The 12228-nt window shown below is 31.0% G+C and carries 12 protein-coding genes; 9 read left to right on the top strand and 3 right to left on the bottom strand.

The annotated features are described in order from the left end of the window. The first annotated feature begins 15 nt into the window (after positions 1-15). From dut to rseP, 6 genes are all read left to right on the top strand, one after another. Entirely contained in the window at positions 16-447 is a 432-nt protein-coding gene (dut, locus tag G7034_RS04250) for a dUTP diphosphatase (protein ID WP_166399728.1), read from the top strand. A gap of 26 nt (positions 448-473) precedes the next feature. Continuing rightward, positions 474-1487: a sugar phosphate nucleotidyltransferase gene (locus G7034_RS04245; RefSeq protein WP_166399727.1), complete on the top strand. Its 1014-nt coding sequence runs from the start codon at positions 474-476 to the stop codon at positions 1485-1487. 495 nt (positions 1488-1982) lie between these two features. Continuing rightward, a complete protein-coding gene (locus G7034_RS04240) occupies positions 1983-3347 on the top strand; it encodes a tetratricopeptide repeat protein (RefSeq protein WP_166399726.1) in 1365 nt (454 codons plus the stop codon). Then, positions 3334-4116 carry a DUF4292 domain-containing protein gene (locus G7034_RS04235; RefSeq protein ID WP_166399725.1) on the top strand — a complete coding sequence of 261 codons (783 nt, stop codon included), beginning with the start codon at positions 3334-3336 and terminating at the stop codon, positions 4114-4116. Before G7034_RS04240 ends, G7034_RS04235 begins: the two co-directional genes overlap by 14 nt. After that, a complete protein-coding gene (locus G7034_RS04230) occupies positions 4116-5333 on the top strand; it encodes a murein hydrolase activator EnvC family protein (RefSeq protein ID WP_166399724.1) in 1218 nt (405 codons plus the stop codon). Before G7034_RS04235 ends, G7034_RS04230 begins: the two co-directional genes overlap by 1 nt. 132 nt (positions 5334-5465) lie before the next feature. Continuing rightward, entirely contained in the window at positions 5466-6830 is a 1365-nt protein-coding gene (rseP, locus tag G7034_RS04225; protein WP_166399723.1) for an RIP metalloprotease RseP, read from the top strand. Positions 6831-6866: 36 nt separating this feature from the next. Here the strand turns inward: rseP and G7034_RS04220 are convergent, their stop codons facing one another. After that, positions 6867-7436, bottom strand: a complete 570-nt coding sequence (locus G7034_RS04220) for a helix-turn-helix domain-containing protein (protein WP_166399722.1) — start codon at positions 7434-7436, stop codon at positions 6867-6869. Positions 7437-7769: 333 nt separating this feature from the next. Continuing rightward, the gene (locus G7034_RS04215) at positions 7770-9314 is read right to left on the bottom strand and encodes a glycine--tRNA ligase (protein WP_166399721.1); all 1545 of its coding nucleotides are present in this window, start codon (positions 9312-9314) and stop codon (positions 7770-7772) included. Positions 9315-10053: 739 nt separating this feature from the next. Here G7034_RS04215 and G7034_RS04210 point away from each other — a divergent pair. From G7034_RS04210 to G7034_RS04200, 3 genes are read left to right on the top strand one after another with little or no spacing between them, the layout of a single operon-like run. Continuing rightward, the gene (locus G7034_RS04210; RefSeq protein WP_166399720.1) at positions 10054-10404 is read left to right on the top strand and encodes a YtxH domain-containing protein; all 351 of its coding nucleotides are present in this window, start codon (positions 10054-10056) and stop codon (positions 10402-10404) included. A gap of 3 nt (positions 10405-10407) precedes the next feature. Beyond that, complete coding sequence (locus G7034_RS04205) at positions 10408-10779, top strand: phage holin family protein (protein WP_166399719.1); 372 nt, start codon at positions 10408-10410, stop codon at positions 10777-10779. A 1-nt stretch (position 10780) separates the two neighbouring features. Beyond that, on the top strand, positions 10781-11008 hold the full coding sequence (locus G7034_RS04200) for a DUF6327 family protein (RefSeq protein WP_166399718.1): 228 nt from the start codon (positions 10781-10783) through the stop codon (positions 11006-11008). A gap of 213 nt (positions 11009-11221) precedes the next feature. Here G7034_RS04200 and G7034_RS04195 read toward each other — a convergent pair whose 3' ends face one another. Next, complete coding sequence (locus G7034_RS04195) at positions 11222-11827, bottom strand: Uma2 family endonuclease (RefSeq protein WP_166399717.1); 606 nt, start codon at positions 11825-11827, stop codon at positions 11222-11224. Positions 11828-12228 lie beyond the last annotated feature (401 nt).

The following is a 12228-nucleotide window of genomic DNA, read 5'->3' as shown; positions in this document are numbered from 1 at the left end:
AATAGAAATAAACAAATGAAAGTAAAACTTATTAATAGGTCAGAAAACGCGCTACCCACTTATGAAACGGAGCTTTCGGCGGGAGTAGATTTACGTGCTCAAGTAGAAACGCCCGTAACTTTAAAACCATTTGAGCGAAAACTAATAAAAACAGGCTTGTTTATTGAGTTACCAAAAGGTACTGAAGCTCAAGTAAGGCCCCGAAGTGGATTAGCCCTTAAAAAAGGGATTAGCGTTCTTAATTCGCCAGGCACAATTGATGCTGATTACCGAGGCGAAATTGGCGTAATTTTGATTAATCTCTCTAATGAAGCTTTTGAAGTGAATCAAGGAGACCGAATTGCACAGCTTGTTTTTGCTAGCTATCAACAAGCTCAATTTATTGAAGTAGAACAACTTTCTGAAACCCAACGTGGTGAGGGCGGTTTTGGAAGTACTGGAAAATAAACTACTATAATACAAAAAATAAGAAAATGAAAATTATTGTACCCATGGCCGGAAGAGGCTCACGATTAAGACCACATACGCTAACCGTTCCTAAACCGCTTATTCCTATTGCCGGGAAGCCAATAGTGCAGCGCTTGGTTGAGGATATAGCTCAAGTTTTAAACGAACCTATTGATGAAATAGCCTTTATTATTGGAAAAGATTTTGGAAAAGAAATTGAAAATCAATTAACTAAAGTAGCTGAAAACCTTGGAGCAAAAGCTAGTATTTACGTACAAGACCAGCCCTTAGGAACAGGACACGCCATTATGTGTGCTAAAGATTCGTTAGAAGGACCTGCGGTAGTAGCTTATGCCGATACTTTATTTAAAGCCGATTTCAACTTAGATAAAGAGGCTGACGCAGTAATGTGGGTGAAACAAGTTGAAAATCCAAATGCTTATGGAGTAATAAAACTAAATGAAGCAGGAAATATTACCGATTTAGTTGAAAAACCTAGCGAATTTGTTAGCGATTTAGCGGTTATAGGAATTTACTATTTTAAAGATGTAGGGGTTTTAAAGGGCGAATTACAAAAGGTACTTGATGAAAATATTATTCGCGGTGGAGAATACCAAATTAATGATGGTATTGAAAAAATGAAGCAAAAAGGTGCTATCTTTAAACCCGGAAAAGTAGATGAATGGATGGACTGCGGAAACAAAAATGTAACCGTAGAAACCAATACTAGAATGTTAGGTTTTCTTCATAAAGACGAAGCAGAAATACTAATTTCTAATTCACATAAAAAAGAGAATTCAGAAATTATTCCTCCGTGTTTTATTGGCGAAAATGTGGTGTTAAAAAATGCTACTATTGGTCCTAATGTTTCCCTTGGAAATAACACCATAGTTGAAAACTCAAGCATTAAAAATTCGCTAATCCAAGAAAATAGCCATATAAAAAATGCTAATTTAGACGAAGCTATGATGGGTAATCATGCTAAATTTGATGGAAAATTTACCAAAATTAGCATTGGCGATTATTCGGTTTTGGAGTAGAAGTTGGGTTTGATAAATAATTTTGATCAAACTGGGAAAGATGTTGAAGTGATTTAAAGGCTGATTAGCAATTTGTAATCAATTTGAGCGGATGAAAAAGTGAAGGGAATTTAGGAAAATACGATTGAAAAGTGGTCTGAACAACAAGTTGATAAATAGGAGAACTTGCTATTCAACAATTTTCAAGACATTGCGTACAAGCTCGAATTAGAAAAACTATGATGGGATAACAAAAAATTAGTTGGACTAAAAACTAATCGGCATATTGTTTTTTATCGCAAACGAATGAAGCAGCCGATTGAACTTACGTGAATTTTGCACGAACAAATGGACTTGAAAAACAGACTTAGTGAATAAAAACTAGCTAAAATAGTGGTTTTGCATAATTGCGGGTTTGTTTATAATTTAAAGATTAGTGCTAAATTGAAAGTTCGGTTCTTGAAATCTGCAATTAAGCAAAGTCAAGAAACGTTTTAATATTGGAAAATTATACTAATGATGAAACATAAACCATTATTTTACTTGCTATTTTTACTTGGCTTTGTGCTAATGGCTCAACCACAAGAAGACCTTGCTAGCGCTGTAAATCAAGACGACTTAGGAAATGTTTCAGACCAATTTCAAGAACTTTTCTTTAAAGCTATTGCTCAACGAGCTATTGAAAATCAGGAACAAGCTATTGAAAACTTAGAAAAAATAAAGAAATTAGACCTTGAAGAAATGGTCATTTATCTAGAATTAGGGAAAAACCACTTGGATTTAAAAAATCACAAAGAAGCCGAAGAAAATTTTTTAAAAGCAATTGATTTAGCTAATGATAAACAAAAGTTTCACATTCAAGAAAACTTGCTAAAAGTATATAAGGCCCAAAAGAATTACAAAAAAGGGATTAAATTACTAGAAAGTTTAAGTAAAAATGATATTGATTATTTAGCGTTGAAAGTTAATTTACACCTCATCATTAATCAATACAAAGAAGCCGAAAAAAGCCTTAATCAATTGGTTGAAGTTAGAGGAAATTCAAATCAATTGTACAATTTACGAGATGTTATTTTTAAAGAATCAGAAGACTATAAATCGGCTATAAAGTTTTATCAAAATCAAATTAAACAAACACCTGAAAATCAAGATTTATATATTCGTTTAATCGGTTTTTATAAACTTCAGGGAAAGACCAAAAAAATTGAAGAAACTGCATTGCAATTAGAAAAAATTGCTCCAAATAATCAAGATTTACAAGTTGTATTAAGTCTTTTCTATATAAGTGAAGGAAAAGTAAATAAAGCTTTTCCTTATGCAGAAAAGGTGGTTAATAACAACCAAATTCCAGAAGAGCAAAAAGTACAAGTAATCAGTACTTTTAAAGAAATAGCTGAAAATAACCCCGCTTATAAATCGCAATTAATTAATTTATTAGATCAAGCTATAGAAGAAGGAAAAAGTTCTGCTAGTAATAGGGAATTAGGGAACTTTCAGTTAAAAAACAATCAACCAGAAAAGGCCTTGGCTAGTTATAAAAAAGCACTGGTAGATCAACCCAACAACTTTCAATTACTTAAGAAGATTATTCTCCTTGAAATTGATTTATTAAAGTTTGAAGACGCTGAAAAAAGCGCTACAGAGGCCTTAGACCAATTTCCTGCGCAAGCTGTTTTATATTTACTTAACGGAATAGCAAAAAACAATCTAGATCAGCCTGAAAAGGCAATTGAAATACTTGAAGAAGGTTTAAGCTATGTATTCGATCAACCTGAATTAGAAGTTGCTTTTTTTGAACAATTAAGTGAGGCACACAGCGTTTTAGGTAATGAAAAAGAAACAGAAAAATTTAAAAATAAAGCTTTAGATGTTAAAAAATAATGCCGTAAGATTTATTCTCCTAAGCTTAACTATATTATGTATAGGAGCTTGTAAAAGTAAAAAACCTATGGTTGGCGAAGATTTAAAACCACGGGCTATTAAAAATGTAATCAAAAGCCATGAAAAGAGCTTTCCAGGGTTTGAAAGCTTAAGTGGAAAAATGAAAGCTTCTTACAGAGACAAAAACATGAGTCAAACGGTAAATATTACCTATCGAATCCAAAAAGATGAAAAAATTTGGATGAGTGCCAAGGCTTTTGGATTAATAACCGTAGCTAAAATATATATAACTCCTAAGCGCGTTCAGTTTTACGAAAAAATTAATAATGAATACTTTGATGGAGATTTTGAATTAATAAGTAACTTACTTGGAGTTGATTTAAACTTTAATCAATTACAAAACTTGCTATTAGCACAAAGTTTAATTCAATTAAATAACCGACAAAGTTCTGCTAATTTTGAAGAAAATCAATATGCTTTTAAACATTCTACAAAAATGGGAATAAATGTAAATATGGATGTAGATGCTCAACATTTTCGACTTAAAAAACAAGAGATAATTTATCCTGAATTAAATCAATTTCTAACTATTACTTATCCTAGTTTTCAAACTAATAAGCAGTCTTTTTATCCAAAAAAAATTAATATTTTAGCTAAAAATAAAGAAGAAGAAGTAAATTTATCGCTAGAATTTAAAAGTCTAAATGTGGGTGAAGAGTTGTCATTTCCATTTGATATTCCAAGTAATTACAAAGAAATTAAATTATAATGAAGTTAGTCCAATCTTATTTACTTTTAGTTGTTGTTCTGCTGTTGTCAGTCTCTTCGGTAAATGCACAAACCAAAGAACAACTTGAAAAACAAAGAGATGAAATAGAAAAGGAAATGGCTAGCTTAGAGAAAATTTTAGGCAAAACAGAAAAAAGTGAAAAATCAGCGCTTCAAAAAGTAGATGAACTTAATCAACAAATAAAAACCACTGAAAAACTTATTCGCGTTAATAATCAAGAAGCTAATTTACTCTCTAATCAAATAGATGAAAACACCAGAAACATAGAGCAACTTAAGAAACAATTGCAAGCCTTAAAAAACGAATATGCTAAGATGATTAAAAAATCATACCAAAGTAATTCGCAACAAAATAGAATCATGTTTTTGTTTTCTTCTGAAAGTTTTCTTCAAGCTTACAAGCGAATTCAATACATGAATCAACATGCTAATTACCGCAAAAAACAAGGCCTTGAAATAGGAAAACAAACCAAAGAATTGCAGCGTTTAAATGAGACTTTATTTACGCAAAAAAAGGAAAAAGAAGCGGTTTTAGAAAGCAACAGAAAATCTAAATCTAAGTTGGTTGAAAAACAAAAAGAACAACAAGAGCTACTCAATGAAATTAAAAAAGACGAGAAAAAATACATTGCAGAAATAAAAGCTCAAGAAAAAGAAATCAATCGACTAGAAAAAGAAATTGACCGATTAATTAGAGAAGCAATTGCCGCCGAAAATAAAAAAAGAGGTTCATCGGCTAGAGCAAAATTTGATTTAACCCCAGAAGCTAAATTAATTGCAGCCGATTTTGCTAAAAACAAAGGAAGACTACCATGGCCGCTAAAAGCAGGTTTAGTAACAACTAAATTTGGTAAAAGAAGGCATCATTTAGTACCATCGGTTGTAGTAAACCGGAAAAACATACGAATAGACACCGAAGAAAACGCTGAAGCACTTTGTATATTTGATGGTGTTGTTTTACAAGTAAGCGTTGTTCGTGGAAGAAACAAATATGTACATGTAAGACACGGAAATTACATTACTACTTACAATAACCTTTCAGAAATTTATGTCAATAAAGGAGAAGATATTAAACGTGGCCAAAGTCTAGGAAAAGTAGCTACTGATAAGCAAACAGGGAAAACAACTTTAAGCTTTAGTATCCATAAAAATACCGATGCGTTAGACCCAGCCAAGTGGATTTACCAGATGAATTAAACTAACTATACATTTTAATTTCGCTTTTCTGCCTTCAAAAGAAAATAAAATAGAAATTGTTTCACTAAAGATTATGTTTTTTAAGAACTTGAAAAACCGTACTTTTGCCGAGTTTTAAAATTAGAATTTTACATGGATCCGTTTTTTATAAAAGCTATACAATTATTTTTAAGTCTTTCTATCTTAATTGTTTTACACGAATTTGGTCACTTTATCCCCGCTCGGTTATTTGGTACCCGCGTTGAAAAGTTTTACCTGTTTTTTGATGTTAAATTTTCACTGTTCAAGAAAAAAATAGGCGATACCGTTTACGGTATTGGTTGGTTACCCTTGGGCGGCTATGTCAAAATTGCCGGAATGATTGACGAGAGTATGGATAAAGAGCAAATGGCTCAACCTCCACAACCTTGGGAATTTAGAAGTAAACCCGCATGGCAACGTTTAATCATTATGTTAGGCGGTGTAACTGTAAATATTATACTTGGATTTTTAATTTATATGATGGTCCTCTTTGTTTGGGGTGAAGGCTATGTAGATAAAGACGGTGTAAAATATGGTTTTTCTGCTTCACCAATCATGCAAGAAGTTGGTTTTCAAGATGGAGATAAAATCTTATCTGTTGATGGAAAAGAACTAAATAACGTCTTAGAAATTCAGAAGATTTTATTAGTACGAAGTCCAGAACAAATTAGCGTTGAAAGAAATGGAAAAATAAAAGAAATTGATATACCAGAAGATTTAGGTATGCGTCTGTTTGAAGGTGGTGAAGTAGAAATTGCTTTGCAACCTATTTCTTACCCAGTTATGGATAGCGTGCTTCCTGAACAACCAGCCGGAAAAGCTGGTTTACAAAAAGGCGATTTAATTACTTCTGTAAATGGTAAAAAAGTAAATTTCTGGCACGAATTTTCTCGTGAAATTGCTGAAAATAAAGAACAAACATTAGAAATTGGCTTCATTCAAGGAAACAGTAATCAGTTAAGCAGTAAAGATTTTTCTATTAACAATTACAAAGGCGAAGAAAAAACGGTAGAATTGACTACTAATGAAGATGGATTTATTGGTGTAACTAATTTCAGAAATATTGAGGTTAGCAAAAGAGAATATAGTTTTTTAGAAAGTATTCCTGCTGGATTTGATTTAGGATATTGGACTTTACACGATTATGTAGCTCAGTTTAAATATGTATTCACTACCGCTGGAGCCTCTCAGTTAGGTGGATTTGGAGCTATTGGTGGTCTTTTTCCTGATGCTTGGAACTGGCAAGGCTTTTGGCTAACTACCGCTTTAATTTCAATTATTTTAGCTTTTATGAATATTCTTCCTATTCCAGCTTTAGATGGTGGTCATGTAATGTTTTTATTATACGAAATGATTTCAGGAAGAAAACCTAATGAAAAAGTACTGGAATACGCACAAATGATTGGTTTCTTTTTGCTTATTGCACTAGTGCTTTATGCTAATGGAAACGATGTGTATAGGTGGTTGTTTGAATAAAAAAAAATTAGTTTTCAATATAAACAATGCGGAGTTTTACTTCGCATTGTTTTTGTTTTTAAGCAGCTTACTTCCAAAGTAAAGGAAAAACAAACTAATTAGTGCACAAGGAATTAAACCTGTAGTAAATCCAATGGGTAATCCATGTAAGAAAACGAGGATAATCATGTATGAAATATAGCCAAAACCAAATTTCAACATGCGTTCCAAATCTGACATTTGAAGACTTAAATAAACAATAAAGAGAGGTATTAAAGTACTAAGCAAAACAGCCCCAACTAAACTATTAACATTAGCGTTTGAATCTAAAGTAAGAAAACCTAATATCCCTATTAAAATAAAATTAACAAAGAGCAAAAGGATAAACTGATTAGTTTGTTTTATAAGGAAATGCCAATCGGATGGTTTTGTTTCTGCGTTTAAGTCTTCAACGCTTAACCCTAAAACAGAAGCAATTAATTGTAAAGTTGTACCTCTAGGCTGGTTTTCTCCATTTTCTATGCGTTGAATAGTTCTTAAGTTAACACTAGCTTTTTCTGCTAATTCTTCCTGACTAAAACCTTTTGACTTCCTAATTTCTTTAATTTTACTAGCAATTGAATTCATAATTTAGTTTATTAATTTTATTCAAAAGTAAAAAATTAAAGCTTGTATCTACTTTAAACAAATATGACATTTTTACGGCAATAGCCAATTTTCTTAAGTATTTTAGAGTTTAAGTTATTTGACATAAATAATATATATAATACCCATATACATCATTTTTAAAAATTTCTCCTTTAACATTCAGTTTGAAATGTTTGCTAACTCTAACAAATCATTAAGTAAACTATATTCGTAGTTAGTTTTTTTAAAAAACAACTATGAAATTTGAGCCATAAAAAAACTGCGTTGTTTATAAACAACGCAGTTTTTTGTTTTCAATTTTATGAGCTTGATTTACTTAATTTTCTTTAACCAATATTTCATATTAACTTCCTGGTCTAAAATACCTTGTAAATCCTCAATTTTTACACGTTTTTGTTCCATCGTGTCGCGGTGTCTTATAGTTACAGTTCGATCTTCAATAGTATCGTGATCTACGGTAATACAAAAAGGAGTTCCAGCAGCATCTTGTCTTCGGTAACGCTTTCCAACAGCATCTTTTTCATCATAAATTACATTGAAATCCCATTTCAATTCATCTATAATTTCATGCGCTATTTCTGGGAGTCCATCTTTTTTTAAGAGTGGAAACACAGCTGCCTTTACAGGAGCTAAAACAGGAGGAATTTGCAAAACAGTACGTCTGCTTCCATCTTCTAGTGTTTCGTCTTTTAAAGCGCTTGAAAAAACGGCTAAGAACATTCTATCTAATCCAATTGAAGTTTCAATTACATAAGGCACATAAGATTTGTTTAATTCAGGATCAAAAAATTGTAATTTTTTACCTGATAGTTTTTCATGAGCACTTAAATCAAAATCGGTTCTAGAGTGAATTCCTTCTAATTCTTTAAATCCAAAAGGAAAATCAAATTCAATATCGGTAGCAGCATTGGCATAATGTGCTAATTTTTCATGGTCATGAAAACGATACAATTCCTGGTTAATTCCTAAAGATTGATGCCATTTTGCACGTAAATCTTTCCAGTATTCAAACCATTTTAATTCATCTCCTGGACGAACAAAATATTGCATTTCCATCTGTTCAAATTCACGCTGACGGAAAATAAACTGACGGGCTACAATTTCGTTTCTAAAAGCTTTACCAATTTGAGCAATACCAAACGGAATTTTCATTCTGCCGGTTTTTTGCACATTAGCAAAGTTGACAAAAATACCTTGTGCCGTTTCTGGACGAAGGTATAAATCGGTGGCTGTTTCTGCTGATGCCCCAAGTTTGGTAGCAAACATCAAATTAAATTGCTTAACATCAGTCCAATTTTTAGAACCTGAAGCTGGACAAGCAATTTCTAATTCTTCAATTAAGGCTTTTACATCATATAAATTACCATTATCTAATGATTTAGCCATACGTTGAAGAATTTCCTTTTGTTGTTGTTTGTATTTCACAACTCTTGGATGCGTACTTACAAACTGAGCTTCATCAAAATCATCTCCAAAACGTTTTTTTGCTTTTTTGATTTCCTTTTGTGCTTTTTGCTCTAATTTTTCACAATAGTCTTCAATTAAAACATCAGCCCGGTATCTTTTTTTTGAATCTTTATTATCAATTAATGGATCATTAAATGCCTCAGTGTGGCCCGAAGCTGTCCAAGTTTTTGGATGCATTAAAATTGCAGCATCTAAGCCTACAATTTCTTCATGCAATTGCACCATACTGCGCCACCAATATTCTTTAATATTCTTTTTAAGTTCAGCACCATTTTGACCGTAATCATATACCGCACTTAATCCATCATAAATTTCACTAGATGAAAATATATAGCCATACTCTTTGGCATGGGCTATAACTTGCTTAAATTTATCTTCTTGTTTTGCCATAGCTTGCAAAAATAGAAATTATTTTGGCTTAGTGTATCTTATCAAGACAAATTGAAAGTTAGCTTACTTTAGTTTTACTTTTTAAAAGTAGTTATCAACATATATAAGTAATACATATTTCTTTTTTTAAAAATTAAAATAAAACTTTGTTATATATATGTACTGTGAATATCGTGAAAACTTTTTGTAGAATCTCTTTTTTTTGTTAGAATCTCTTTTTTTTCCACTTGTTATTCACATTTCTTTTTAATGTTAAGTTATTGTAAATGAATTTTATTTTAGACTTATCAACAAGTTTTTAAAATCGGTTAATAGTACAATTTACTTAAAATTTACATTGACTTAACTTGTTGATAAACTTAAAAAAGTAGGGGATAACTTTTATTTAATTTTTCACTTATTAAAACCGAATATTCATTCAAATTTTTATCAGGAAATTTTATTGGTTCAACCAAATTTTTTATTTGTTTTTTAGCTTCAATTTATTCACATTACTGTTGATTTCTAATTGCTTTGTTTTGAAAAGTTTATCAAATCTTATTATTGAAGCTGTTGATAAAGCTAAATTCAATAAAACCAATTAGTTATTATGTAAACACCTTTTTAATTCAGTTGAAATATGATAAGAATCATTTTAGCATAAGATACTTTGTATATCGATGTACATTAACTTCAAATTAACCTAAATTGCTATGTTATTTTCTATATTTGAGAAAATCACTATTAAAACTATATAATTATGTCAGATAATACTGGAAATACATTAATTGCTTTATTAACAGGTGCTGTTGTTGGAGCCGGATTAGGAATTTTATATGCACCTCAAAGTGGAGATAAAACAAGAAAGCAAATTAAGAAAGAAGCAAAGAATGCAAAAAAATCATTAGAAAAAAAGTATGATGAAGCTTCAGATAAACTTTCAGAATTTGCTGAAGAAGCTAAATCTAAATTTGAAGAAAAATTAGATTCAACTATTCATCAAGCTCAAGGTAAATCAAATAACTTATTGGCTTCTATGGAAGAAGAATTAGCAGCTTTAAAAAAGAAAAACGATGAACTAATGAAAGATTTAAAAGCAGCTAAAAAATAACACATGCCTTTTAAATTACAAGATCATGTTGAACATCTTACTGAAGATTCTAAAAATTATTTAGAAGCCTTAGTTGAATATTATAAATTAGATGCTTATAAAAAATCTGCTAAAGCTAGTTCTGCTTTACTCCGTTTTATTGTTGTAAGCGGCGTTTTCTTATTATTCTTCGGTTTTTTGTCAGTAGGAGTAGCTATCTTACTGGGCGATTTACTTAATCAGTTATACCTAGGTTTTTTTATTGTTGCAGCTTTTAACTTATTACTTGTTTTATTTTTTGCAACAAAAGGCAGAAAACTTATCGATCGATTTGTATTGACTGTATTTGGTGAAATTTTTTCTTCTACAGAAGAGGAAAATACTAACGAAAATTGATATGAAAAAATATAAATCTTTCTCAGAAATTGATAAAGACCTGAAATTACTTCAGCTGCAAAAAGATATTCATCAACAAAAGGCTAAAATTAATTTTGTAAAAGTTCAACAAAGCTTAAGTCTTCAGAATCTTTTAGCTGAATTGACCGCTACTTTAACTCAAAAGTATCTTTATAAAAACATAGGATTGAAAATTTTAGAGCGTCTTGGACTTGGTAAAAAATACTAAGATTTCAATTTAATTCAATACAGCCAGCTAGTTTAAGATTAGCTGGTTTTTTAAATTTTGAATTCAGCTAATTTATATGAATTAAGAGCTAACCCTGCTCAGGTCTTTTGTACAGGCTTGTATTTTTCTTTGTTTTTTTAATTGGAAGGATGCATAGGCGTTTAGAAAAACCGATTGAATTAGGGTTTCAACCTAAGCAGAATCGTATGTATTTTATTTCCCAAAAATAGATTTTAAAGGTATTCTTAAATCAGGGAAGAGGTTGCCTTCTACTTCAGTAATTCCTTCGTTTTCAATATACAAGCCTAAAGACTCGTATTTTTCGTTCATAAGACTAAAAATTTCAATGCTTTTATTAGCTGGATCAGCAATCCAATATTCTTTAACACCGTTTTCTTCGTAAAGATTAAATTTTTCATTATAATCTTTTTTTGCTGTTGAAGCTGATAGAATTTCAACAATTAAATCGGGTGCACCCAAACAACCTGCCTCATCTAATTTTTCTAAATCGCAAACTAAACAAATATCCGGCTGAACAACCGTGTCAATTTCATCATCTTTTCCCCTACTTCTTTTTAGTCGAACATCAAAAGGAGATTGATAAACTTTACAAGGTTTATTTTCAAAAAAATTCCAAATTTTAGCGTGTAATACGCCTTCAATTTCTTGATGAAATCGTTTAGTTGCTGGACTCATCTTATAAATCCATCCTTTAATCAATTCTACCCGCTCGTTGAATCGCCAAGTAAGATAATCTGAATAGGTATATTGTTTCTTCAAATCCAATTCGTTGATGTTTAAGATGTATTTGGGTTTCATGGGTAATGAATTTATTACTACAAATATACAATTATTTTGGCATGATGTTTTAGCTCCGTAAGGATTCAACTAGTTATAGAAAAATCGAATTAATTCCAATATATGACTTCAGTGTACATTGTATGTTTTTTGCTTTCATTCAACATTCATAGGCTATAATACCAATTTAACGATCAAATGACGCTATTTAGCTTATTCATTTTTACATATATTTCCTTGTTCACAATTTCCATCCCGTACGTACGGGATGCAAATTACTCACAGCGTTATATATGAAAAAAGCAATTTCGCTCTCTTAACGACATTTAATAACCTGAGTTCGATCATAATCACAAAGTCAAAATCAATAAGGATATTCAGTTACAAGGCAATTTTTTGAAGGATAGCCTTAGCTATCGTGA

The sequence above is a fragment of the Psychroflexus maritimus genome (assembly GCF_011089875.1).
Lineage (GTDB): Bacteria > Bacteroidota > Bacteroidia > Flavobacteriales > Flavobacteriaceae > Psychroflexus > Psychroflexus maritimus.
Note: the sequence above shows the minus strand (reverse complement) of the source record. Positions and strands in the feature narration are given on the sequence as shown.

Bases quoted from the DNA above. Each gene is read 5' to 3' on its own strand.
- dut (WP_166399728.1), top strand. From the start codon at position 16: ATGAAAGTAAAACTTATTAATAGGTCAGAAAACGCGCTACCCACTTAT.
- G7034_RS04245 (WP_166399727.1), top strand. From the start codon at position 474: ATGAAAATTATTGTACCCATGGCCGGAAGAGGCTCACGATTAAGACCA.
- G7034_RS04240 (WP_166399726.1), top strand. From the start codon at position 1,983: ATGATGAAACATAAACCATTATTTTACTTGCTATTTTTACTTGGCTTT.
- G7034_RS04235 (WP_166399725.1), top strand. From the start codon at position 3,334: ATGTTAAAAAATAATGCCGTAAGATTTATTCTCCTAAGCTTAACTATA.
- G7034_RS04230 (WP_166399724.1), top strand. From the start codon at position 4,116: ATGAAGTTAGTCCAATCTTATTTACTTTTAGTTGTTGTTCTGCTGTTG.
- rseP (WP_166399723.1), top strand. From the start codon at position 5,466: ATGGATCCGTTTTTTATAAAAGCTATACAATTATTTTTAAGTCTTTCT.
- G7034_RS04220 (WP_166399722.1), bottom strand. From the start codon at position 7,436: ATGAATTCAATTGCTAGTAAAATTAAAGAAATTAGGAAGTCAAAAGGT.
- G7034_RS04215 (WP_166399721.1), bottom strand. From the start codon at position 9,314: ATGGCAAAACAAGAAGATAAATTTAAGCAAGTTATAGCCCATGCCAAA.
- G7034_RS04210 (WP_166399720.1), top strand. From the start codon at position 10,054: ATGTCAGATAATACTGGAAATACATTAATTGCTTTATTAACAGGTGCT.
- G7034_RS04205 (WP_166399719.1), top strand. From the start codon at position 10,408: ATGCCTTTTAAATTACAAGATCATGTTGAACATCTTACTGAAGATTCT.
- G7034_RS04200 (WP_166399718.1), top strand. From the start codon at position 10,781: ATGAAAAAATATAAATCTTTCTCAGAAATTGATAAAGACCTGAAATTA.
- G7034_RS04195 (WP_166399717.1), bottom strand. From the start codon at position 11,827: ATGAAACCCAAATACATCTTAAACATCAACGAATTGGATTTGAAGAAA.